Annotated in this window: 11 protein-coding genes and 1 pseudogene (1 of these 12 running past the window's edge); all 12 read right to left on the bottom strand. The window is 73.8% G+C overall.

All coding sequences use genetic code 11. The features are described 5' to 3' along the window. Positions 1 to 121 precede the first annotated feature (121 nt). The gene (locus ACFYV1_RS06720; RefSeq protein ID WP_389394257.1) at positions 122 to 733 is read right to left on the bottom strand and encodes a TetR/AcrR family transcriptional regulator; all 612 of its coding nucleotides are present in this window, start codon (positions 731 to 733) and stop codon (positions 122 to 124) included. 61 nt (positions 734 to 794) lie between these two features. Then, complete coding sequence (locus ACFYV1_RS06715) at positions 795 to 1,511, bottom strand: ABC transporter ATP-binding protein (RefSeq protein ID WP_389394256.1); 717 nt, start codon at positions 1,509 to 1,511, stop codon at positions 795 to 797. After that, positions 1,508 to 2,635 (bottom strand): ABC transporter permease, encoded by a 1,128-nt coding sequence (locus ACFYV1_RS06710; RefSeq protein ID WP_389394255.1) that lies wholly within the window; start codon positions 2,633 to 2,635, stop codon positions 1,508 to 1,510. Before ACFYV1_RS06710 ends, ACFYV1_RS06715 begins: the two co-directional genes overlap by 4 nt. A 215-nt stretch (positions 2,636 to 2,850) precedes the next feature. After that, positions 2,851 to 3,398, bottom strand: a pseudogene (locus ACFYV1_RS06705) (nucleotidyl transferase AbiEii/AbiGii toxin family protein); the annotation flags it as partial. Positions 3,399 to 3,448: 50 nt separating this feature from the next. After that, a complete protein-coding gene (gene ispG, locus ACFYV1_RS06700) occupies positions 3,449 to 4,606 on the bottom strand; it encodes a flavodoxin-dependent (E)-4-hydroxy-3-methylbut-2-enyl-diphosphate synthase (RefSeq protein WP_389394254.1) in 1,158 nt (385 codons plus the stop codon). Positions 4,607 to 4,646: 40 nt separating this feature from the next. Next, entirely contained in the window at positions 4,647 to 6,458 is a 1,812-nt protein-coding gene (locus tag ACFYV1_RS06695; protein ID WP_389394253.1) for a 1-deoxy-D-xylulose-5-phosphate synthase, read from the bottom strand. Positions 6,459 to 6,475: 17 nt separating this feature from the next. Next, the gene (gene ispH, locus ACFYV1_RS06690; RefSeq protein WP_389394252.1) at positions 6,476 to 7,501 is read right to left on the bottom strand and encodes a 4-hydroxy-3-methylbut-2-enyl diphosphate reductase; all 1,026 of its coding nucleotides are present in this window, start codon (positions 7,499 to 7,501) and stop codon (positions 6,476 to 6,478) included. Continuing rightward, positions 7,498 to 11,229, bottom strand: a complete 3,732-nt coding sequence (locus tag ACFYV1_RS06685) for an ABC transporter ATP-binding protein (RefSeq protein ID WP_389394251.1) — start codon at positions 11,227 to 11,229, stop codon at positions 7,498 to 7,500. Before ACFYV1_RS06685 ends, ispH begins: the two co-directional genes overlap by 4 nt. A 50-nt stretch (positions 11,230 to 11,279) precedes the next feature. Beyond that, a complete protein-coding gene (locus ACFYV1_RS06680; protein WP_389394250.1) occupies positions 11,280 to 11,903 on the bottom strand; it encodes a 4'-phosphopantetheinyl transferase family protein in 624 nt (207 codons plus the stop codon). A 4-nt stretch (positions 11,904 to 11,907) separates the two neighbouring features. Continuing rightward, positions 11,908 to 12,117, bottom strand: a complete 210-nt coding sequence (locus ACFYV1_RS06675) for an MbtH family protein (RefSeq protein ID WP_266971483.1) — start codon at positions 12,115 to 12,117, stop codon at positions 11,908 to 11,910. A gap of 97 nt (positions 12,118 to 12,214) precedes the next feature. Continuing rightward, on the bottom strand, positions 12,215 to 13,459 hold the full coding sequence (ccrA, locus tag ACFYV1_RS06670) for a crotonyl-CoA carboxylase/reductase (RefSeq protein ID WP_389394249.1): 1,245 nt from the start codon (positions 13,457 to 13,459) through the stop codon (positions 12,215 to 12,217). Continuing rightward, positions 13,459 to 24,377, bottom strand: the 3' portion of a protein-coding gene (locus ACFYV1_RS06665) for a non-ribosomal peptide synthase/polyketide synthase (RefSeq protein WP_389394248.1). The gene runs 7,396 nt beyond the window's last position; 10,919 of the gene's 18,315 nt are visible here — the last part of the coding sequence; its start codon lies beyond the right edge, outside the window — the gene reads right to left on this strand; its stop codon occupies positions 13,459 to 13,461. The genes ccrA and ACFYV1_RS06665 overlap by 1 nt, the downstream gene beginning before the upstream one ends.

Below are 24,377 nucleotides of genomic sequence, written 5' to 3'. Positions count from 1 at the left end.
CGCCCGCGGGGGGGGGGGGGGGGGGGGGGGGGGGGGGGGGGGGGGGGGGGGGCGCGGGGGGGGGGGGGGGGGGGGGGGGGGGGGGGGGGGGGGGGCCCCCCCCCCCCCCCCACCGCTGTGCTCAGCGACCGCCTTCCGGGGTCTCCCCCGTGCCGTCCTGAGCGACGAGGCAGCGGCGCACCAGGGCCAGGGTGCGCCGCGTGACCGTCTCCAGCGGGGCGCCGGAGTCGACGGCCGCCAGGGCCGTGTGCAGCATCCCGGCGATCAGGTCCGCCGTGAGCTCGGGTTCCGGGACGCCGAGTTCGCGGACGGCGGAGCGGAACGGCTCGACCTGCTCCCGGTGCAGTTCCATCAGGCGTTCCAGACAGGCGGGCGGGAGGCCCGCGTTCATGAGAGCGGCGGCCGGGCGGTGCGCGCCCTCGGCACCGATGCGCAAGCTCTCCCGGAAGAACGCCTCGACCCGCTCCACCGGGCCCCGCGCGGCGGCGGTCGCGCGGGTGAGTACCTCGTTGGAGCGCCGGAACGCCTCCTCGGTGACCGTGGCCAGCAGGGCCGCCGAGGAGTCGAAGTACTGATAGACGCTGGAGCGGGCCAGACCCGCCCGGGCGCCGACCGCCGCGGGGGTGACGGCGGCGACGCCCTCGGCCACCAAAATGTCGATCGCCGCCCCGATCAGCGCCTCGCGCTGCTGCGCACGGTGTTCGACGACGGTGGAGGCGTTGATCTTCGGCATACGGGCGGAGCTCCTGAGGGACGGACGGTGCCGGGGACGGGACGCCGGCCGCCGTCCCCGGTCAGGACAGCCGGCCGTCGACCATCTCGTGCACCCGGTCGGCGGCTTCCATTATCGCCGTGTCATGGGTGACCATGACCGTCGCGGTCCCGTGCCGGTGGGTCTGCTCGGCGATCAGCCGTACCGCTTCCGCGGACCGCTCACGGTCCAGCGCCGAGGTGGGCTCGTCCACCAGCAGGACGGCGGGTGAGGTCATCAGCGCGCGGGCCAGGCCGGCTCGCTGGCGTTCGCCTCCGGACAACTGGTGCGGGCGGGAGCCGGCGCGGTGCCCCAGGTCGACCGCCTCGATGAGTTCGTCGGCCCGGGTCCGGGCCGCGCCGTCCAGGCGTCCGTCGATGTGCAGGGGCAGCAGGAGCTGTTCCCGGACGGTCAGGGACGGGAGCAGGTTCGACTGCTGGAAGACGAAACCGATGTGGCGCCGGCGGGCCGCCGTGCGTTCCTTGTCGGACAGGGCGGTCAGCTCGGTGCCCGCGATGTGCACCGCGCCCGAGGTGGGCCGCTGAAGGCCGCCGGCGACGGCGAGCAGGCTGGACTTGCCGGAGCCCGACGGGCCGACGACGGCCACGAACTCCCCCGGCGCGACGGTCAGTTCGACGTGGTCGAGCGCGGTGACGGCGGTGTCGCCGTCACCGAGGGTGAGACTGACGTCGTGCAGGCGCAGCCCGTCGGAGCCGGCGGCGTCCGGGGTGGTCCGGTGATCGGTGGAGGGCGTGGTCATCGGGTGGCTCCCAGGGCGGTCAGGGGGTCGACGGCGGTGACACGGCGGACGGCGACGGCGGCGCCGACGGTGCCCAGGCCGATGAGGAGGCCGGCGGAGGTGGCGATGGCTGGGGCGGACAGGGAGAACGGCGCCTTGCCGATCATCGCGCTGCCCAGGGCCAGGCCGACGGCGGTGCCGGCGGCGGTGGCGACGACGAGGACCGCGACGACCTGGGCGAGCGCGTCGCGCAGGATGTAGCGGGTGGGGGCGCCCAGCGCCTTCAGCAGGGCGATCTCCGGCTTGCGCTGCACGGTCCAGACGGTGGAGAAGGCGCCGACGACGAGGGCGGAGATGGCGTACAGGAAGCCCTTGATCAGCGCCATGGTGCTCGACTCGGCGGTGTAGCCGGGGGACGCGCCGTAGGTGGTCTCCTTGTCGTCGGCGCGGGTGCCGGTGGCCTGCTCGACGGCGGTGACGTCGGCCCCGTCCTCCAGGGTGAGGGCGACGGCCGTGGCCTGGCGCTGTGCGGCCTCGGGCAGCTCGCCCGGCAGGCCGTAGTGCACGTGGCGCCAGGTGTCGAGGTCGGCGTAGGCGACACCGATGTGGCCGTAGGAGACGGTGTCGTCGACGAGGCCGACCACCTTCAGCGGGACCCCGCTCTTGTCGGCGGTCAGGACGTCCCCGACACGCACGCCCAGGTCAGCGATCTCCTGGGTGATGACGATGCCGCCACCGCCGTCCTTCAGCTCTTTGCCCTCACCGGGGCTCGGGGCCAGGGGCGAGTCGGGGGCCATGCCGAAGACGGCGAGGTTGACCTGCTCGCCCTTCTCCTCGCCCTGGGTCACCTGGGCGTTGACCAGCGCGTTGCCGAAGGGCTCGGCCCGCTTCACACCGGGGGCCTCGGCCCAGGCCTCCCAGTCCTCCTGCTCGACGGTGGAGCGGGAGAACTGCTCGCTGGTCGCCTTCTCGTCGAAGGCCATGTGGGTCACGGGCAGCGCGCGCAGGCCGGAGATGCCGGCGTCCGCCAGACCGGAGGCGAGGCCGGAGAGGAGGACGCCGAGGACAGCGATGAGGGCGACGACGGCACCCATCAGGGCGAAGCGGCCGCGGGCGAAACGCAGATCGCGTAGGGCAAGGAACACGGAGACTCCGGGCGACTGGGATGAGGGGGGCGCGGTGCCGGGCACGCACGCCCTTTACTCGCACTTGACGACACGAGCGTCGGCATCCTATCCCGCCGTTACCGACACATGTGTCGGCACCTCCTCGCGGACTCCGCCGCGGTAACGACCCAAACCTATGTAGAACCCCCCAAAGGACGTCCGTGATCACCGTCACTCGGATGTCTGGACAGCGGTCAGGAACGAAGGTGCTCGACCGGAAGTCGGACCACGCGCCACCGTGGGATGGACGCGATGACCGCCTCCCAGGCGTTCTCGTCATGGATCCGCGCGCCCGGATCCTCCGCCCACTCCAGCGCCCACACCGTGAGTTCTTCGATCTGCCGGGAGGTGAGCCCGTACGCGGTGCAGTCCTCATCCTCGTACCAGTCCGCGCCGATGAGCCGGTCCCGGAGGTCCCCGCGGTTGAACTCGTCGTGGGCGCGACGGCGGCCCAGGGATTCGAGGTCTGCGGTGGGAGCGGCGGCGGAAGGCGGCCTGGACGTCGATGAGGTCTCGGACGGTGCCGCGGTCGGCGAGGGCACGGACCTTGGTGCCGATCACGTCGTCGAGGGAGAGCACGGGACCGTAGGGGGTCTGGGCGGGCGGAGCCCAGAACGCCTCCTTGAGGACGTCGTACCTCGCACTCCTCGCCGGTGCCCGGATCGGTGACGAGGAACCGGCCGCTGAGCAGATCGGTCCGGACGTGCGTGGTCCGTCATCGGCGCGCGCTGAGCCCTGCTGTGCCGATGTGCCGAGGAGGCGCACCGGCCGGCCGGGCCCCTGCGCACGATGTCAGCCCGCGGCCACGACCTCCGGCGTGCCCGTGCCCAGGGCGGCGGTGTCGAAGGCGTCGGCGAGCCGCAGCGCCTCCTCGATCAGGGTCTCGACGATCTTCGACTCCGGTACGGTCCGGATGACTTCACCCTTGACGAAGATCTGGCCCTTGCCGTTGCCGGAGGCGACGCCGAGGTCGGCCTCGCGGGCCTCGCCGGGGCCGTTGACGACGCAGCCCATCACGGCGACGCGCAGCGGGACCTCCATGCCCTCCAGACCGGCGCTCACCTCGGCGGCGAGCTTGTAGACGTCGACCTGGGCGCGGCCGCAGGACGGACAGGAGACGATGTCCAGCTTCCGCGGGCGCAGGTTGAGCGACTGGAGGATCTGGGTGGCGACCTTGACCTCCTCGACCGGCGGCGCTGAGAGCGAGACCCGGACGGTGTCGCCGATGCCTTGGCGCAGCAGCGCGCCGAAGGCGACGGCGGACTTGACGGTGCCCTGGAACGCCGGGCCGGCCTCGGTGACGCCGAGGTGCAGGGGGTAGTCGCAGGCCTCGGCGAGGAGTTCGTAGGCGCGGACCATGACGACGGGATCGTTGTGCTTCACGGAGATCTTCAGGTCGTGGAAGTCGTGCTCGGCGAAAAGACTCGCCTCCCACAGCGCGGACTCCACCAGGGCCTCGGGGGTGGCCTTGCCGTACTTCTTCAGCAGCCGGGCGTCCAGGGAGCCGGCGTTGACGCCGATGCGGATGGGGGTGCCATGGTCCTTGGCGGCCCGGGCGATGTCCTCGACGCGGTCGTCGAACTTCTTGATGTTGCCGGGGTTGACGCGGACCGCGGCGCAGCCGGCCTCGATGGCGGCGAAGACGTAGCGCGGCTGGAAGTGGATGTCCGCGATCACCGGGATCGGCGACTTGGCTGCGATCGCGGGCAACGCGTCCGCGTCGTCCTGGGAGGGGCAGGCCACCCGCACGATGTCGCAGCCCGCGGCGGTGAGTTCGGCGATCTGCTGGAGGGTGGCGTTGACGTCCGAGGTGAGCGTGGTCGTCATGGACTGCACCGAGATGGGGGACCGGCTGCCCACGCCGACCGTGCCGACCTGGAGCTGTCGGGTGGGGCGGCGGGCGCCGAGGACCGGGGCGGGCATCGACGGGATGCCGAGCGCGACCGTCATGGGGTGTCTCCTGCTCTGGTACGGGTGATCGGTGGGCGGTTCACTGGTCGGCGCCCACGGGCTGCGGGGCCAGGTCACGGATCGGGTCGGAGCCGTCGCGGCCGGCGAGGGCCTCGACGACGGCGCGGGCGATGTGGCGGCCGGTCAGGCCGTGGGCGGCGAGGATGTCGGCGCGGCGGCCGTGGTCCAGGAAGCGCTGGGGCAGTCCGAAGGTACGGACAGGAGTGCGGGCGCCCGCGTCGGCGAGGGCCTGGGCGATCGCGGCCCCGGCGCCGCCGTTGCGGCCGCCGTCCTCGACCGTGGCGACCAGCGAGTGGCCGAGGCCGAGCTCCACGAGGGCGGCGGGGACGGGGGCGATCCAGCGCGGGTCGACGACGGTGACACCGAAGCCGTGCTCCGCGAGGCGGTCGGCCGCCTCCAGGCAGACCCCGGCCATCGCGCCGACGGAGACGAGCAGCACGTCCGAGCCCGCGTGGCGCAGGACGTCCATGCCGTCGAGAGTGGCCACGGCGGGAACGTCGCGGCCCGCGGAGCCCTTGGGGAAGCGCAGCGCGGTGGGGCCGTCCTGGACCGCGAGGGCCTCGCGCAGTGCGCGGCGCAGGGTGGCGGCGTCGCGCGGGGCGGCCAGTCGCAGGCCGGGGACCATCTGGAACAGTGACAGGTCCCACATGCCGTTGTGGGAGGCGCCGTCGTCGCCGGTGACGCCGGCCCGGTCGAGGACGAAGGTGACCGGGGCGCGGTGCAGGGCGACGTCGAGCAGCATCTGGTCGAAGGCCCGGTTGAGGAAGGTCGCGTACACCGCGACGACGGGGTGCAGTCCGCCGAGGGCGAGGCCGGCGGCGGAGGTGACGGCGTGCTGCTCGGCGATGCCGACGTCGAAGGTGCGGTCGGGGAAGTTCTCGGCGAAGGCGGTGAGGCCGGTGGGGGCGAGCATGGCCGCGGTGACGGCGACCACGTCGGGGCGCCGGGCGCCGAGTGCGGCGAGCTCCTCGCCGAACACATCGGTCCAGGCGGGTTCCGGCGCGGGGCGGGGCGCGGTTCCGGCGGCGGGGCGGGGGCGTACGGCGTGGAAGCGGTCGGCCTCGTCCTGTTCGGCGGGGGCGTGTCCGCGGCCCTTCTCGGTCAGGCAGTGGACCACGACGGGCCGGCCGAGTCCGGCCGCGTGGCGCAGGGCCTCTTCGAGGGCCGCGATGTCGTGTCCGTCGACGGGTCCGACGTACGCGAGGCCGAGGTTCTCGAACACGGACCGCGGGGAGCCTTCCTCGGTGCGCAGTCGCTCCAGGTGTGCGGGGATGCCGCCGACGGTGGGGGCGTAGGAGCGGGTGTTGTCGTTGAGGACGACGACCACCGGGCGATCGGCGCCGTCGGCGAGGTTGTTCATGGCCTCCCAGGCCATGCCGCCGGTGAGGGCGCCGTCGCCGATGACGGCGACGACGGCGCGATCGGTGACGCCGGTCAGCCGGTGAGCCTTGGCGAGGCCGTCGGCGTAGGACAGGACGGTGGAGGCGTGGGAGTTCTCGATGAGGTCGTGAGCGGATTCGGCGCGCGAGGGGTAGCCGGAGAGCCCGCCGGGTTGGCGCAGGGTGCCGAAGACGGCCGCCCGACCGGTGATGATCTTGTGGGGGTAGGTCTGGTGTCCGGTGTCCCACAGGATCTGGTCGCGCGGGGACTCGAAGACCCGGTGCAGGGCGAGGGTGAGCTCGACGACACCGAGGCCGGGGCCGAGGTGGCCGCCGGTGCGGGTGACCTCCTCGACGAGGAGGCGCCGGATGTCCCCGGCGAGCTCCTCGGTCTGCTGGAGGGTGAGGGCTCGCAGGTCGTCGGGACCGTGGACCGATGCGATCGACGTCATGACAGATCCTGTTCTGGTCACAGGGCCTCATCGGCCAGAGGGGTCCGGGGCACCCGGCCGGTGACGGGGTCGGCCAGCCGGGCGGGCATGGAGAAGACGACGTCCTCGGCGATGCCGTCGTCCAGTTCGACGTCGTGCCAGCCGAGGGCGGCGAGCCGGTCGACGAGTCCGCGGACGAGGATCTCCGGGGCGCTGGCGCCGGAGCTGACGCCGATGCTCGACGCCCCGGCGAGCCAGGTCTCGTCGAGATGGCCGGCATCCGGGACGAGGTGCGCGGCGCTGCCGTGCTCCCGGGCGACCTCGACCATGCGGATCGAGTTGCTGGAGTTGCGGGAGCCGACGACGAGGACGAGGTCGTTGCGGCGGGCGAGGGCCTTCACGGCGTTCTGGCGGTTCTGGCTGGCGTAGCAGATGTCGCCGTCGGCGGGGCCGGCGAGGTCGGTGAAGCGGGCACGCAGCGCGTCGACGACCCGCCGGGTCTCGTCGAAGGACAGGGTGGTCTGGGTCAGATAGGCAACCGGGGCGTCGTCCGGCAGGTCGAGGGCGGCGACGTCGTCCTCGTTCTCGACGACGAGAGTGCGCTCGGGGGCCTCGCCGCGGACGCCCTCGACCTCCTCGTGGTCGGCGTGGCCGACCAGCAGGATGGTCCGGCCGTCGCGGGCGTAGCGGACGGCCGCCTGGTGGACCTTGGAGACCAACGGGCAGGTGGCGTCGATGACTTCGAGACGGCGCTCCTCGGCGCCGCTGCGCACGGCGGGCGAGACGCCGTGGGCGGAGAAGACGCAGACGGCACCCTCGGGCACCTCCTCCTCGCTGTCGACGAAGCGGGCACCGCGCTTCTCCAGTTCGGCCACGACGTGGTGGTTGTGCACGATCTCCTTGCGCACGTACACCGGGGCGCCGTGGAGGTCGAGGGCGCGTTCCACGATGCCGATGGCACGGCGCACCCCGGCGCAGAAGCCACGCGGCTGGGCGAGAACGACGCGCGGGGACCGGTCGTCGGCCGGGGCGTCCGGGCCGGCCGGCTGGATGGTGGCGCTCATGAGGCGTTCCGTTCGTAGGAGTCGTAGGAGTCGTGGGTGGCGGTTGCGGGCCGCGGGACGGCGGGCGCGGGCGGGCGCCCCTGCGAGGCGCGCCACAGTGCGGCGTAGATCCCGTCCAGGGCGAGGAGTTCGTCGTGGGCGCCGTCCTCACGGATCCGGCCGTCGTCGACGACGACGATGCGGTCGGCGCGGGAGGCGACGCTGAGGCGGTGGGCGACGATCAGGGCGGTGCGGCCGTTGACGAGGCGCTCGGTCGCCCGGTTGACCAGGGCCTCGGTGGCGAGGTCGAGGGAGGCGGTGGCCTCGTCGAGCAACAGGACGTCGGGGCGGACGAGTTCGGCGCGGGCCAGCGAGATCAGTTGCCGCTGCCCGGCGGAGAGGTTGCGTCCGCCTTCGGTCACGCGGTGGTCGTAGCCGCCGTCGAGGGCGCTGAGGGTGTCGTGGGCGCCGACCCGGCGGGCCGCGTCGGCTGTCTCGGCGTCGGTGGCGTCGGGCCGGCCGTAGGCGATGGCCTCGCGGACTGTTCCGGCGAAGAGGTACGGCTCCTGGGGGACGACGCCGAGCCGTTTCCGGTAGCCGGTGAGGTCCAGGTCACGCAGGTCGGTCCCGTCGACACGGACGGCCCCGCGGGTCGGGTCGTGGAACCGGGCGGCGAGCTTGACGAGGGTCGACTTGCCGGCGCCGGTCGTGCCGACGAAGGCGACGGTCTGGCCCTGCGGGATGCGCAGCCGGATTCCGGTCAGCGCCGGGCGGCCGTCGCCGTAGTGGAAGTCGACGTCGTCGAAGCAGAGTTCGCCGCGCAGGGAGTGGACGGGGAGCGCGTCGGCGGCGGCCGGGGTGGTGCTGCGCAGCCGGAGCAGGTCCCGGATCCGCAGCAGGGACACCCGTGCCTGCTGGTAGCCGTCGAAGAGCTGGGAGAGCTGTTGCACCGGGACGAAGAACAGGTCCAGGTAGAGGAGGTACGCGACGAGGACGCCGACCGTCATGGCGCCCGCGGCCACCCGGTGTGCGCCGACGGCGAGGACCACGGCGGTGACGCAGGCGGCGAGGAACTGGATGAACGGGAAGTAGCGGGCGGACAGGAGCTGGCCGCGGACCCGGGCGCGCCGGTAGGCGTCGCTGTGCCGGGCGAAGGCAGTGACGACGGACTCCTCGCGGCGGAACGCCTGGACGGTGCCCATGCCGGCCGCGCCTTCCTGGAGCGCGGCGTTGACGACGGCGAGCCGTTCCCGGGCGTCGGCGTAGCTGCGGGCGGAGGCCCGGCGGAAGACGAAGGTGGCGAGGGCGATCGGCGGCAGGACGGCGAGGACGACGAGGAGCATCCCGGCGTCGGCGGCGCCGAGGGCGACGAGCACGCCGAGGAGGGTGAGGACGCTGACGAGGACGCTGAGCAGGCCGGTCTGGAGGAAGGAGGAGAGCGAGTCGACGTCGGTGGTCATCCGGGTGAGGGTGCGGCCGGACGCCTCGTTCTCGAAGTGGTCGAGTCCCAGGCGGTGCAGGTGCGCGAAGACCCGGATCCGCAGCCCGTACAGCAGCCGCTCCCCCGTGCGTCCGGTGACCCGGACCGCGGCCCACTGGACGGCGTACTGGGCGAGGACGAGGGCCAGCGCGGCGAGGGACGCCGTGGCGACGGCGGTGAGGGCGAGGTCGTGGGCGCCGCCCTCGATGCCGTGCCGCAGTACGAAGGGCAGGGTGAGTCCGGCGAGCGCGTCGGCGACGACCAGGGCGAGGCCGAGGGAGAGCGGCAGGCGGTAGCCGCGCAGCAGGTGGCGCAGCCCGAACTCGCTTTTGCCGTCCGCCCGCGGGTCGCGGGCGGCCGCCGCCTCGTCGACACGGGGCTGATCGAGAGCCGGCGGCAGCGCCGCGACTCGGGCCTGCATGCGCGCGGCGGCGGGCGAGGCGGCTTCGGGGGCGTTCGGGGCGGGGGGCCGCCGGTCCCGCGCGGGGGCCGGGGGCTCGGCGGCGGCCGTGGTGGCGGCTGCCTCGGCCGGACTCCTGGCGGGGTGCTGGAGGATCGTGCGGTAGAGCGGGCAGCGGGCGGTGAGTTCGCGGTCGGTGCCGACGTCGATGATCCGTCCGTGGTCGAGGACGGCGATCCGGTCGGCGAGCGCGAGGGTCGAGCGGCGGCGGGCGACGATCAAAGTGGTGCGGCCGTCCGCCCGGGCGCGCAGCGCGTCGTGGATGTCCCGCTCGACGCGGGCGTCGACGGCGGAGGTGGCGTCGTCGAGCGCGAGAACGCGGGGCGCGGCGGCGAGCGCTCGGGCGAGGGCGAGGCGCTGGCGCTGTCCGCCGGACAGGGCGCCGCGTTCGCCGAGCACCGTCGCGTAGCCGTCGGGCAGGGCGGTGACGAAGGCGTGGGCCTGGGCGGTGCGGGCCGCGGCGTGGATCTCCGCGTCGGTGGCGTCCGGCCGGCCGTAGGCGACGGCGTCGCGGACGGTTCCGGCGAGGAGGGCGGTGTCCTCGGGGACGCCGGCGACCGCGCCGCGCAGAGAGTCGAAGGTCAGGTCGCGGACATCGACGCCGCCGATCCGCACCGCGCCCGCGAAGACGTCGTGGAACCGGGAGAGCAGCAGTGCGAGGGTGGACTTGCCCGATCCGGGGGCGCCGACGACGGCCAGGGTCTCGCCGGGCTCGATGCGCAGGGAGACGTCGGTGAGGACGGGCCGGCCGGAGCCGTACGCGAAGGTGACGCGGTCGAACTCGATGCCGAGGGGGCCCTCTTCGGGCAGCCTGCCCGCGCCCTCGGTCAACAGCGGACGTGTGTCGATCACTTCGAGGACCCGCTCGATGCCGGCGCCGGCCTGCTGGCCCATGGTGAGCAGTGCGGCGAGGGTCTTGACGGGTCCGACGAGCTGGGCGAGGTAGGCGGAGAAGGCGAGGAGGGCGCCGAGGCTGAGTTCGCCGCGGGTCGCCAGCCAGCCGCCGACCGCGAGGGCTCCGACCTGTCCGAGGGAGGGCACGCACTGGAGGGCGGGCCCGTAGCGGGCGTTGAGCCGTACGGCGCGCATGCGGCCGGCGAAGAGCCGCCGGGCGGCGCGGGCCAGCCGGTCCGTCTCCCGCTGTTCCTGGCCGAATCCCTTGACGACGCGGATGCCGGCGGTGGAGCTGGCGACGACTCCGGCGACGGCGGCGGCCTGGTTCTGGGCGTACCAGGTCGCGGGGTAGAGCCAGGTGCGGCTGCGCCGGCCGATGAACCACAGTGCGGGAACCAGGGCGAGCGCGACCAGCGCGAGCAGCGGGGAGAGGGTGGCGATGAGGACCAGGGAGACCACCAGCAGGGCCGCGCTGGAGATCGCGGTGGGCAGGGTGGAGACGAGTCCGAAGACCATGTTGAGGTCTCCGGAGGCCCGGCCGAGGAGCTGACCGGTGCTCAGTTCGTCGCGACGTACGCCGTCCAGGCGGGAGAGCGAGCGGAACAGGTCGACCCGCAGGTCGTGCTGGACGTCGGCGGCGAGCCGTCCGGCGTGCAGGCGGCGCAGGTACGCGGCGAGGTATCCGAGCGCGGCGACGGCGAGCAGTGCTCCGGTCCACAGGGCGGCGGAGCGGGCGGGGCGCAGGACGACGTCGTCGACGATCACCATCGTGACGAGGGGGACGAGGGCGCTGGTCGCGGTCCCGAGGAGCGCGGCGAGGACCGCGACGAGCACGCTGCGCCGGTGCCGCAGACACCGGCGGGTCAGCCGCCCGGTCCAGGAACCCCGGTCGGTGTCGTCGGTGGGTGGCGTCATCCCGGGGCCTCCTCTCGTGTGGGTGGTGGTGGGTGGGGTGCGGTTGGGGGTCATGCGTCGCAGCGGCGCAGGTCGACCCGTGCGCCCGGGGCGCCGAGGCCGGCGACCGCGAGGACGTGCGAGCCGGCGCCGGTGGGCAGGACCGTGCAGGCGGCCCCGGTCCCGCCGGGCAGGGCGCGCAGGGCGGGTGTCCTGCCCGCGGCGGAGGGCGGGGGCCAGTGCGCAGGGTGGGACAGCGGCTGGGTCAGCCCGCCATTGGCGACTCCGTGGCCGCGGGCCTTGCCGACGGCCTCCTTCTGGGTCCAGAGCCAGTAGAAGGCGGGGACCCGGTCCGCCTCGGGGAGGCGGCCGAGCCAGTCGGCGTCGGCGGTGGCGAGCCAGCGGCGGGCCAGTGCGAGGGCGGGCAGCGGCCGTACGGTCTCGATGTCGACGCCGACCGGTGCCTCGGCGAGCGCCACGGCTCGGGCTCCCCGGCAGTGGCTCACGCTCACATGGAGCCGGGCGGCGGGTCCGGTGAGCCGCGGACGGCCGCCCGGTTCGTGGGCGAGCCCGATCCGGTCGGCCGGGCTGCCGGTCAGCTCCGCGGCGGCGCGCAGCAGCGTGGTGTGTGCCGCGCGCCGTTCGCCGGAGGCGACGGGGCCCCAGAGCACCGTGACGGCGTCGGGGCCGGTCACCGGGTCAGGCCGCCATCGCGCGGACGAGGCTCTTGGGGCGCATGTCCGTCCAGTTGGCCTCGATGTGGTCGAGGCAGGCCTGGCGGTCGTTCTCCGCGAAGGCGACCTCCCAGCCGGCCGGGACCTCGGCGAAGTCCGGCCACAGGGAGTGCTGGCCCTCGTCGTTGACGAGGACGAGGTAGCGGCCGTCGGCGTTCTCGAACGGGTTCGTCATTTCTTTTACCTTTTCCTTTTCACGAGGCGACTTCTTGTTTCCGTCGCCGCTCTATCCAGCCAATCGGAGAAAGATCGGCAACCTTTTCGAAAAGATTTCAGCGCATACCGGAAAGGCCCGGTTCCGGCGCGTTCACGAGGACCGCCACATTGCCGGGCGGTTGTTTGTTCTCGTAGACCATCTGGTGCGCCCGGCCGATCTCGGTGAACGGCAGGGCGAGGCTGAGGCAGGGGTCGATGTGACCGGCGGCGACGAGCTCGATGATCGCCGCGGTCTGGCGTACGTTCGCGGCGTGCGAGCCCTGGAGCCGCTTCTGGAACATCCAGAGGAACCGCAGGTCGATGTCGCCGTTGTAGCCGCTGGTGCCGGCGCAGGTGACGACCATGCCGGCCCGGTCGCAGACGTAGACCGAGGTCGGCAGGGTGGCCCGGCCGGGGTGCTCGAGGACGATGGCGGGGTCTTTGCGCTCGCCGAGTGCGTCCCAGAAGGCACGGCCGAAGGAGCGGACCCCGGAGAGCCATTCCCGGTAGGCGACGGTGTCGCTCGAATCAGGCAGCCGACCCCAGTGGTCGAAATCATTCCGGTTGATTACACCGCGCGCCCCCAGACGCTTACAGTAGTCGAATTTGTCGTCGTCCGACACCACGGCGACCGGAATTCCACCGAAGTATTTCACGATCTGTATCGCCATGGAGCCGAGACCGCCGGCGCCGCCCCAGACGAGGACGGGATCGCCCGGTCGGACCGTGTGCGGGTGCCAGCCCATGAGCATGCGGTACGAGGTGGAGCCGCCGCCGAGGAAGCAGCCGGCCTCCTCCCAGGTGAGGTGCGGGGGCTTCTTGTGGCACTGGTACTCGTCGGCCACGGTGAACTGCGCGAAGGAGCCGTGATTCGACTCGTAGCCCCAGGCCCGCTGGGAGCGGGAGGCGGTCGGGTCGGTGCCGAGGCGGATGTCGGGGGCCGACTCGTCCCAGGCGACTCCGCCGACGATGACGTGGTCGCCGACCTTCAGCTGCTTGACCCCCTCGCCGACGGCCCAGACCACTCCGGCGCCCTCGGATCCGGCGATGTGGAAGTCGAGCGGGTCGCCGGCCCGTTGGCGGTCGGCGATGACATCGGCGGGGGTGCCGAGTCCGGCCCACACGCCGTTGTAGTTGATCCCGGCGGCCATCACCCAGATGAGGACCTGCCCGCGGCCGACCGGCGGCACGTCCACCGTCTCGACCTGGATCGACTGCTCGGGCGGACCGTACCTCTCGCGCCGGATCACGCCGGCGTGCATCCGGCGGGGCACCTCGCCCAGGGGCGGCGTCTCCCCCAGTGCGTACAACTCCCGGCTCATCAGCTGTCCTTCCGTGTGGTGCGGGCGTTCAGATGGGCGGCGATCGCGCCGCCGACGACGGCCAGCGGCTCGGGCCGCAGCATGTCCTCGTGGCGGCAGTCGACCGGGTGGACGGCGATCGCGCCGCCGACGTACGGGCGCCAGCGGTTCGCCTTCTCGGTGACGGCGTCCGCTGGGATCCGCCCGGAGCCGTGCCGGGAACCGCTCCCGTCGGACCCGCCGTTCGCGACGAACAGGAGCAGGTCGCCCGTGAACCGGCGAGGGGCGAAGCCCGCGCGCAGCTCGACGCCCGTGCGGTACGCGTCCACGAGGGCGCCGACCCGGTCGGCGAGCAGCGCCGCGAGCGGTCCGCCGCGGGCCCGCAGCAGCGCGGCGCCCGCCTCGGGTGTGAGCTCCTCCCCGCCACGGTCCGGGCCGATGCCGGCCGCGTCGAGGAGCGCGCCGAGGACCTGCGCCGCCGGGGGCACGACGACCGGGTCGCCGTGCCGCGCCGGGTAGGAGTCGAGGACCGCGACGGTCGCGACCTCCTCTCCGGCCTCCTCCAGGAGGACCGCGGCCGCCTGGGCGACCAGGCCGCCGAGCGACCAGCCCACCAGGTGGTAGGGGCCGGACGGCTGGACGGACCGGATCCGCTCCACGTAGTCGGCGGCGGCCTCGTCCAGGCTCGCCGGGCGGTGGCCCGGCTCGGCGAACGCGCGGGCCTGGAGGCCGTACACCGGGTGGCCGGCCGGCAGGTGCCGCAGCAGGGCCGCGTACCGCCAGCTCAGGCCGCCGGCTGCGTGGAAGCAGAACACCGGCGGAAGGTCGCCGCGGGTGCGCAGCGGCAGCAGGACGTCCAGCGCTCCGGCGGCGTCCGCGTCCTCGTCGTCGAGGGAGGCGACGAGCCCGGCGACCGTGGGCGCCAGGAACAGTGCCTGGATGCCGAGTTCGACGCCGAGGACGGCGCGGATCCGGCTGACGAGTCCGGCCGCGAGGAGCGAGTTGCCGCCGAGGGCGAAGAAGTCGTCGTCGATGCCGGCCTCGCCGACACCGAGGACGTCGGCGAACAGGCCGCACAGCAGTTCCTCGCGCGGGGTGCGCGGGCCGCGTCCGGTGCGCGCGGTGCCGTCGGCGGCGGGGGCGGGGGCGGGCAGCGCGGCCCGGTCCAGCTTGCCGTTCGCGGTGAGCGGCAGCGCGTCGAGCGAAACGATCGCGGCCGGGACGAGGTACTCCGGCAGCGTCTCGGCGAGCCGGGCGCGCGCCTGGGCCGCGTCCGGGGCGGCTTCGCCGGGCGCGGGCACCGTGTAGGCGACGAGGCGCTTGTCGCCGGGCCGGTCCTCGCGGACCAGGGAGACCGCGTGGGCCACACCGGGCAGGGCGGCGAGCGCGCCGTCGACCTCGCTGAGCTCGATCCGGAAACCGCGCAGCTTCACCTGGTCGTCGGCCCGGCCGACGAACTCCAGGGCCCCGTCCGGGCGGCGGCGGGCCAGGTCGCCGGAGCGGTACATCCGCGTCCCCGGATCCCCGAACGGGTCGGCGACGAACGAACGGGCGGTGAGCGCCGGGTCGTTCTCGTAGCCGCGGGCGAGCCCGGAGCCCGCGAGGTACAGCTCGCCGACGGTCCCGGCGGGGACCGGCTCCAGCTCCGGGGAGAGCACGTAGGCCGCCATCCCGTGCAGCGGGACACCGATCGGCACGTTCCCGGGGACCGGGTCGCCCGCCCGCATGATGTGGTGGGTGGCGAACACGGTGGTCTCGGTGGGCCCGTAACCGTTGCTGACGACGGTGCCGGGGCAGGCGGCGAGGACCTTGCGGACGGCGTCGGCGGGGACGACGTCGCCGCCGGTGCGCACCTCGCGGACGCCGGCGAAGCAGTCCGGCTCCTCCTCGGCCAGCCAACGGAACAGGCCGGCCGTCAGCCAGAGTCCGGTGACGCGCTCGGCGACCAGGAGCCGGGCCAGGTCCCTCAGATCGGTCTCGCCCGGCGGGGCGACGACGACCGTGCCGTGGTTCAGCAGCGGCCCCCACACCTCCAGCAGGGCGGCGTCCCAGGCGTGCGGCGAGTGGAACAGCATCCGTTCCCGCGCGCCCGGGGCCCAGCAGGGCTCGTCGGCGAGCTCGACGACATCACGGTGGGTGACCGCGACGCCCTTGGGCACGCCGGTGGAGCCGGAGGTGAACATCACGTACGCCAGACGGTCCGGCTCGACGATCGCGCCGGGGTCGGTGGAGTCCTGGCGGGCCACGCGCGGATCGGTGTCCACGGCGACGGTCGTCACGCCGTCGTCCGGCGCGCCGGCCCGGTCGGCGGCGCGGGCCGCGTCGGTGAGCAGCACGCGCGCCCCGGCCCGGGCGAGGACGGTCCGCTGCCGCTGTGCGGGGTGGGTGGGCGCCAGCGGGACGCAGACCGCGCCCGCCTTGAGGACGGCGAGGAAGGCGACGACCAGCTGCAGCGACCGGTCGAGCAGGACGCCGACCCGGTCCTCGGGGCCGGTGCCCAGCTCGTGCAGCAGCCGGGCCAGCCGGTTGGCCCGCTCGTCCAGTTCGCCCCATGTGAGCCGCTCGTCGCCCAGGGACACGGCGACGGCGTCCGGGGTGCGGGCGGCGAGCGCGGCGACCCGACCGTGGATCGTGTCGCCGTGGCCGCCGTGCGCGCCGGCGGCGAGCGGGGTCCGCGTGCCGCCGTCGGCGAGCGCGCGGCGCTCCTCGCGGGACAGCCCGGAGACGCGCCCCACCGGCTGCTCCGGGTCGGCGGCCACCGACTCCAGGACCCGGGTCAGCCGCTCCAGCAGGGCGGGGGCGGTGGCCGCGCCGAGCACGTCGGGCCGGTGGTCGAGACGGAACCGCAGGCCCTGCGAGCGCAGCGACGCGACCAGCAGCAGCGGGTAGTGGGCCGCGTCACGGCCCTGTACCGCGGTGGCGCGCAGCCGGGACGGAGAGCGCTCGGTGTCCTCGGGCAGCGGGTAGTTCTCGTAGACGAGGGCGGTGTCGAACAGCGGCCGGACGCCCGCGATCCGGTGCACGTCGGCGAGGCCGACGTACTGGTGGGTGCGCAGGGCGGTCTGTTCGTCCTGGACGCGGGCCAGGGCTGCGTTCCAGCGTTCAGAGCGGTCGAACCGGACCCGTACGGGCAGGGTGTTGATGAACAGCCCGATCATGTTCTCGGCTCCGGGGAGCTCCGGCGGCCGACCGGAGACCGTGGTGCCGAACAGGACGTCGTCGCGACCGAGGTGACGGCCGAGGACGAGCGCCCAGGCCGTCTGGACCACGGTGTTCATGGTGACGCCGGCCCGTGCCGCGTGCGCCTGGAGGGTCGCGGTGAGCTCCGGCGAAAGGTCGTGCACGAGTTGCTCGGGCAGCGTGGGTCCGGCCGGTTCCCGGCCGGGGGCGAGGAGGGTGGGCTCCTCGACCCCTGCGAGGGTGTCGCGCCAGGCCCGCTCGCTCGCCGTGCGGTCCTGCGCGGCGAGCCAGTCGACGTACGAGCGGAACGGGGCGGGGGCGGGCAGCGTGGCCGCGTCGCCGCCGTTCTCGTACAGGGTGACCAGTTCGCGCAGGAACAGCGGCATGGACCAGCCGTCGAGCAGGATGTGGTGCTTGGTGATGACCAGCCGGTGCCGTTCGGCCCCGAGGCGGATCAGCAGGAATCGGACCAGCGGTGGCCGGCTCAGGTCGAACCGGTGGCCGCGGGCGGCCTCGGTGAGCGCCGCGAGTTCGCGCCGCGCGGCCTCGTCGGGCAGTGCGCCGAGGTCGACCTCGTCCCAGGGCAGGGTCGCGGTGCGCGGTACGACCTGGACGGCCGTTCCGTCCGCGCGGTGGTGGAAGCCCGCCCGCAGGTTGGGGTGCCGGTCGAGGACGGTCTGTCCGGCCATGCGCAGGGCGGCCGGGTCCAGGGGGCCTTCGAGGTCGAGGACCAGTTGGACGGTGTAGACGTCCGTGCCGCTGTCGTCCGCCTGGAGGGCGTGGAAGAACAGGCCCTCCTGGAGCGGGGTGAGCGCGAAGGCGTCCTCCAGTCCGCCGGGGGCGGCGGCGAAGTCGTCGATCTCGGGCTGGGTCAGCCCGGACGTCGGCAGGTCACCGGGCGTGAGCCCGTCACCGCGCTCGGACTGGCCGGGGTCGGCGAGGGCGCGCAGGGCGGTGAACCACAGGTCGGCGAGTTCCTCCATCTCGGCTCGGTCGAAGAGTCCCGCGGGCCAGGAGTACGTGACGTGGAGCCGGGGCCCGCCGTCACCGTCCCGGGTGACCGCGTTGATCTCGACGGAGTGGCCGAACGGCATGCCGGGGTCGGCGGGAAGCAGCGGGATCCGCAGGTCGGACGCGCTGGACCAGCCGGCGGGTCCGGCCTCGCCGAGGGTGTCGCCGCCGCTGCCGACCCGGCCGAGGTAGTTGAAGCCGATCTGCGGGGTGGCGGCGCCCGCCAGGGCGAGCGCGGTGTCCGCGTTGAGGTAGCGGAGCAGGCCGTAGCCGAGTCCGTTGTCGGGCAGGGCGCGCAGTTGTTCCTTGATCCGTCCGAGCGCGGCGACGGTCGCGGCGCCGCCGTCCAGGGCCTCGTCCAGGTCGAGCGGGCCGGGGTCGAGCCGGACGGGGAAGCGGCTGGTGAACCAGCCGACTGTGCGGGACAGGTCGAGGGTCTCGTCGATTTCCTCGCGGCCGTGGCCCTCCATGTCGACGAGGACCGCGTGGGACGCGTCCTGGGTCCAACGGCGGCGCCAGCGGGCGACCGCGAGGGTCAGGCCGGTGAGCAGCACGTCGTTGATCCGGGTGCGCAGCCGGGCCGGTACGTCGGTCAGCAGTGCCGTCGTCACGTCCGCGGGGAGGGCGGCCGTGAGGTGCTCGGCGGTCTCTCGGGTGTCCACGGCGGGGTCGAGAGGGCGCGCGCCGAGGAGCGGGTCGCGGCCCTGCGTCTGCTGCCGCCACAGCGGGAGTTCGGCGATCCGGGCCGGGTTCTGGGCCTCCATGACGAGGGCCTGCGCCCATCGGCGGAAGGTCGTGCCGACCGGGGCGGGGCGCGGGTCGCGGCCCTCACGGGCCGCCTGCCAGCCGGCGGCGAGGTCCGGCAGCAGGATCCGCCACGACACGCCGTCGACAACGAGGTGGTGCAGAAGGACGAGGAGGAGGCCCTGCTCGTCCGGGCCGGCGTCGAACCAGACGACCTGGAGCAGAACACCGTTCTCAGGGTCGAGCCGGCGCCGGGCCTCCTCACCGTGCGCGGAAACCGCGGCGGACAGCGCGGCGGATACGTCCGCGGAGTCGGCCGGTGCATCGGCATCGGCATCGACATCCGCGGGGGCGTCGGCCGCGACGTCCCGTACGTCGACGCGGCTGACGCAGGCACGGGCGTCGACCGTGCCGCGCGGCGCGGTCTCCAGGTTCCACGGCAGGCCGAGTGCGGCACCGGTGAGCCGGGCGCGCAGCACGTCGTGGTGGTCGACCACGCTCTGGACGGCGCGGGTCAGCTCGTCCTGTCCGAGGCCGCCCGGAACCCGAAGCAGCACGGACTGGTTGAGGCCCTGGAAGGGGCCGCCGAGCTGGTGCAGCCAGCGGACCACCGGGGTTCCGGGGACGGCGCCGACACCGTCGTCGGCGACGGGCACGGCCTCGGCGGCGGCGGGGCGGATCGCGGACACCAGCTCCTCGACGCTCTGGTGGCGGAAGATGTCCCGCGGTGTGAGGACGAGCCCGGACTGACGGGCCCGGCCGGAGACCTGGATGGCGTTGATGCTGTCGCCGCCCAGGGCGAAGAAGTTGTCGTCGGCGCCGACGTCGGCCAGACCGAGGACGTCGCCGACGATCCGGCAGAGCAGAGCCCGCGGGTCGTTGTCGGCGGACGGCTCCGGGGACCGTTCCGCCACCGGGGCGGCCGGGGCGGTCCCGGACGGCTCGGGTGCGGGCAGCGCGGCCTTGTCGGTCTTGCCGTTGACGGTCAGCGGGATCCGGCCGATCTCCATGAGGACGGACGGCAGCAGGTGCGCCGGCAGGGCGGCCCGCAGGTACATCCGTACCGCTCCGAGGTCGAGTCCGGCATCCGCCTCCGGCACGAGGTAGCCCACGAGCTGCCGAACGCCCGGACGGTCCTCCCGTACGGTCGCCACGGCGCGCGCGACGCCCGGCGCGCCGGTCATGGCGGCCTCCACCTCGCCGAGTTCGATCCGGAAGCCGCGCAGCTTCACCTGGCCGTCGGCCCGGCCGACGAACCGCAGCCGGCCGTCGCGCATCCGGCTGACCACGTCGCCGGTGCGGTACATCCGGCTGCCGGCCGGCCCGAACGGGTCGGCGACGAACCGCTCGGCGCTCAGGCCGGGGCGGCGCAGATAGCCCCGGGCCACGCCGATCCCGGCGACGTACAGCTCGCCGGGGACGCCGACCGGGACCGGCCGCAGCCGGTGGTCGAGCACGTAGACGCGGGTGTTGGGCAGCGGGCCGCCGATCGGCGGCACCCCGGCCTCGGGCGCGAGCGGCCCGGCCATGGTGCAGGAGACCGTGGTCTCGGTGGGGCCGTACGCGTTGAACATGCGCCGCCCGGGCGCCCAAGTGGCGACCAGACCGGCCGGGGCGGCCTCGCCCGCCGTCACCAGGGTGCGGACGGTGCGCAGGCTCGCGGGTGAGAGCTGGGCGAGCACCGCGGGCGGCAGCGTCGCGTGGGTCACGCCCTGCTCGCGCAGCAGCGTGGGCAGTTCGGCGACCTGGAGCAGCATGTCGGCCGGACCGAGCACCAGGCACGCGCCGGCGGACAGCGGGGTGCAGATCTCCGACATCGCGGCGTCGAAGCTGAGCGACGCGAACTGCAGCGCCCTGCTTCCCGGGCCCATCGCGTACGGACCGGTCCGGGCCAGGACGATGTTGGGGATGCCGCCGTGCTCGACGACGACGCCCTTGGGGCGGCCGGTGGAGCCGGAGGTGTAGATCACGTACGCGGGCGTACGGGCCGTCAGCGGGGCGGTCCGGTCCGTGTCGGCCGGGTTCCGCACCTGCTGGGCGGCGAGCGCGGCGACGGTGTCCGGAGCGTCCACGACGATCCGCCCGGCGGCGATGCCGGACGGCACGCGCTCCTCGGCCTCGGCGCTGGTGACGACAAGGCAGGGCCGGGCGTCCTCGAAGAAGTACGCGATGCGGTCGGCGGGGTACTCGGTGTCGACCGGCAGGTAGGCCGCGCCGGATTTCAGCACGGCGAGCACCGCGACGATCATCTCCGGGGAGCGCGGCACCGCGATCGCCACGATCGACTCCGGACCCGCGCCCCGCCCGATCAGCAGATGCGCCAGCCGGTTCGCGCGCTCGTTCAGCTCCGCGTACGTCAGGGTCACATCGCCTGCGGACAGGGCGGGCGCATCGGGGGTACGGGCGACCTGGGCCTCGATCAGCTCGGGGGCGAGGAGGTCCGGGAGCGGGCGGGCTGTGTCGTTCCAGCCGTGGAGCAGCCGCTCGCGCTCTGCGGCGGTCAGGATGTCGATGTCCTCGATCCGCCGGTCGGCGTCCGCGACCACGGCCTTCAGGACGGTGACGAACCGGTCCGCCATCGCCTCGACCGTCGCGCGGTCGAACAGGTCTGCCGCATAGGCCACGGTGCCGTGCAGGCCGGCCGGTCCGTCCTCGTCGGAGCGCTGCTCGGAGAGCCGCACCGACAGGTCGAACTTGGCGCGCCCCGCCCCGTCGCCGGCCGGCTCGCCGACGGCGTCGACGCTCAGTCCGGGCAGGCGCACATCGGCCCGCGAGACGTTGTCCAGGGAGAGCATGACCTGGAACAGCGGGTGGTGCGCGGCCGACCGGCGCGGCGCGACCGCGTCCACGACCCGCTCGAACGGCACGTCCTGGTCGGCGTAGGCGGCGAGGTCGGTCTCCCGGACCCGGGCCAGCAGGTCACGGAACGACGGGTTCCCCGAGGTGTCCGTGCGCAGCACCAGCGTGTTGACGAAGAAGCCGACCAGGTCGTCGAGCGCGTCGTCGCCGCGCCCGGCGACCGGCGTGCCGATCGGGATGTCCGTTCCCGCGCCGAGGCGGGTCAGCAGGCTCGCCAGCGCCGCCTGGAGAAGCATGAAGACCGTGGTCCGGCTGGAGCGGGCGAGGTCGAGCAGCCCGGCGTGCAGCTCGCCGTCGAGCGTGAGCGGCACGAGTCCGCCCTCGTGGCCGGCCTCCTCGGGACGGGGCCGGTCGGTGGGCAGCGCCAGGACCTCGGGCAGGCCCGCGAGGGTCCGCCTCCAGTGGGCGAGCCGGCGGGCGATCTCGCTGTCCGGGTCGGCCTCGTCGCCCAGCACCTCGCGCTGCCACAGCGCGTAGTCGGCGTACTGGACCGGGAGCGGCGACCACTGCGGCGCGGCGCCCTCGCACCGGGCGGTGTAGGCGGCGGCCAGGTCCCGGACCAGGGGCCGCATCGAGGAGGCGTCGCCGGCGATGTGGTGCAGCACCAGCACGAGGACGTGGTCCTCCGGGCCCAGCTCCAACAGCTGGGCCCGCATCGGCAGATCGGTGTCCAGGGCGAAGTCGGTGCGCTGCGCGGCGGCCACGGCCGCCTCGACGGCGGACTCCTCGACCGGGACGACGTGCAGGTAGGGGCGTGCCTCGGCCGGGTCGAGCACGACCTGCGCGGGCGTGCCGTCGGACGTCGCAGGGAAGACGGTGCGCAGGGATTCGTGGCGGTTCACCACGTCGGCGAGCGCGGTCTCCAGCGCGACGGCGTCCAGCGGGCCGCGGAGCCGGGTGACCATCGGGATGTTGTACGTGCCGGCTGTCGCACCGAGCCGGCTCAGCGCCCAGAGGCGGCGCTGCGCGTAGGAGAGCGGGACGTCGGCGGGCCGCTGCCGCGGCACGAGCGCGGGCCTGCTCTCCCCTCCTCGGTCCAGGTACGGGGCGAGGGCGGCGACGGTCGGGGTCTCGAACAGCGCGCGGACGGGGAGTTCGACGCCGAGGACGGTACGGATCCGGGAGACCAGCCGGGTCGCGAGGAGGGAGTGGCCACCGAGTCCGAAGAAGTCGTCGTCGATCCCGACCCTGGCCAGACCCAGGATCTCAGCGAACAGGCCGCAGAGGATGTCCTCCTGGGCCGAACGCGCCTCACGGCGCACGACGCCCGAAGCCGTGGGCGCGGGCAGGGCCTTGCGGTCCGTCTTCCCGTTCGGTGTCAACGGCACCGCGTCCAGGACGACCACGGCGGAGGGAACCATGTACTCGGGAAGAAGCGCGGCGGTCCGGCGACGGACCGACTCCGGGTCGAGGGAGACCCCTTCGGTGGGGACGACGTAGCCGACGAGGCGGCGGTCGTTCGGGGAGTCCTCGCGGACCATGGCGACCGCGCGGGCGACACCGTCCACCGTCGACAGAGCCGACTCGACCTCACCCAGTTCGATCCGATAACCACGTACCTTCACCTGGTCGTCGACACGACCCACGAACTCCAGAGCGCCGGCCTCCGTCCAACGAACCAGATCACCCGTCCGGTACATACGGGAACCCGGCACACCGAACGGATCGGCCACGAACCGCTCCGCCGTCAGACCCGGACGACCGAGATATCCACGGGCCACACCCTCACCCGCGATGTACAACTCACCGGCGACACCCGGCGGAACCAGACGCAGACGACCGTCCAGGACATAGACCCGGGTATTGGCGATCGGCGCACCGATCGGCGCACCGCCATCGCCCGTCAGCAGGGCGCTGGTCGACCAGATCGTCGTCTCCGTCGGCCCGTACATGTTCCACACCGACGCACCGGCCTGCGCCAGCACACCAGCCAACTGCGTGTCCAGCGCCTCGCCACCGACCAGGATCCTCAGACCCTCGGCGGCCCCCGGATCCGTCTCCGCCAACGCACGCCACAAACCCGGCGTCGCCTGCAGCACCCCGATCCCCTCGGACCGCACCAGAGCACCCAACCGCGCCGGATCACGCACGACATCACGATCCGCGATCACCACGACAGCACCGGAGACCAACGGCAAGAACACCTCGAGCAGCGAGATGTCGAAACCGAACGTCGTCACCGCCAGCCACTTCTCCCCCGCCGACAAATCCACCTGCGAACCCATCGACCACAAGAAGTTCCGCAACGCGCCATGCGGCACGACCACACCCTTCGGCCGCCCCGTCGACCCCGACGTGTACAGCACATACGCCGCGTCCTGCGCCGACACCCCCACCCGCACAACGAGTTCCGCGGCGGGAGCCACCTCGTCCAGCAGCACAACGGGCGTGTTCACGCCGTCGGGCAGACCGGTCACCACATCCGTGGTGGAGAGCACGGCCACCGGACGGGCGTCCGAGAGGATGTAGGAGATCCGGTCGGCGGGGAAGTCCGGATCCACCGGCAGGAACGCCCCACCCGCAAGACCCACACCCAGCATCGCCACCACCGCGTCCACCGAACGCGGCACCGCCAACGCCACCACCGAACCCCGGCCCACGCCCACACGCGACAGCTCGTTCGCCACACCCACCGCACGGGACCACAACTCCCCGTACGACAACCGCACCTCACCACACACCACCGCCGACGCCTGTGGCACCCGCGCCGCACACTCCGCGAACCACACCGGCACCACACCCACCGGCACCGCGGCACCCGTCCCGTTCCAACCACTCACCAACCGACCACGCTCAGCGCCGTCGAGGATGTCGATGTCACCGATGGAGCGGTCGGGGTCGGCGACGACGGCTCGCAGCAGACGCTCCAGGCGCCCGACAACGGCCTCGACAGTGCCACGGTCGAACAGGTCGGCGGAGTAGTCCGCGACGCCTTCGAGGCCGTTCGGGACGCCGTTCGCGGTGTGCCGTTCGCCGAGGCCGAGGGAGAGGTCGAACCGTGCCCAGGAGGACGCGCCGGCCTCGGCGGACACGGTCAGGCCGGGCAGTTCGAGCGCGGCGTCGCGGGAGTTCTGCACGGTCAGCGTCACCTGAAAGAGCGGGTGACGAGTGAGCGAGCGCTGCGGGTTGAGCTCCTCGACGATCC

This window comes from Streptomyces sp. NPDC003023 (genome assembly GCF_042888225.1).
Taxonomy (GTDB): domain Bacteria; phylum Actinomycetota; class Actinomycetes; order Streptomycetales; family Streptomycetaceae; genus Streptomyces.
This window is presented reverse-complemented; position numbering and strand designations above follow the sequence as displayed.

Bases quoted from the DNA above. Each gene is read 5' to 3' on its own strand.
- ACFYV1_RS06720 (WP_389394257.1), bottom strand. From the start codon at position 733: ATGCCGAAGATCAACGCCTCCACCGTCGTCGAACACCGTGCGCAGCAG.
- ACFYV1_RS06715 (WP_389394256.1), bottom strand. From the start codon at position 1,511: ATGACCACGCCCTCCACCGATCACCGGACCACCCCGGACGCCGCCGGC.
- ispG (WP_389394254.1), bottom strand. From the start codon at position 4,606: ATGACGGTCGCGCTCGGCATCCCGTCGATGCCCGCCCCGGTCCTCGGC.
- ACFYV1_RS06695 (WP_389394253.1), bottom strand. From the start codon at position 6,458: ATGACGTCGATCGCATCGGTCCACGGTCCCGACGACCTGCGAGCCCTC.
- ispH (WP_389394252.1), bottom strand. From the start codon at position 7,501: ATGAGCGCCACCATCCAGCCGGCCGGCCCGGACGCCCCGGCCGACGAC.
- ACFYV1_RS06685 (WP_389394251.1), bottom strand. From the start codon at position 11,229: ATGACGCCACCCACCGACGACACCGACCGGGGTTCCTGGACCGGGCGG.
- ACFYV1_RS06675 (WP_266971483.1), bottom strand. From the start codon at position 12,117: ATGACGAACCCGTTCGAGAACGCCGACGGCCGCTACCTCGTCCTCGTC.
- ccrA (WP_389394249.1), bottom strand. From the start codon at position 13,459: ATGAGCCGGGAGTTGTACGCACTGGGGGAGACGCCGCCCCTGGGCGAG.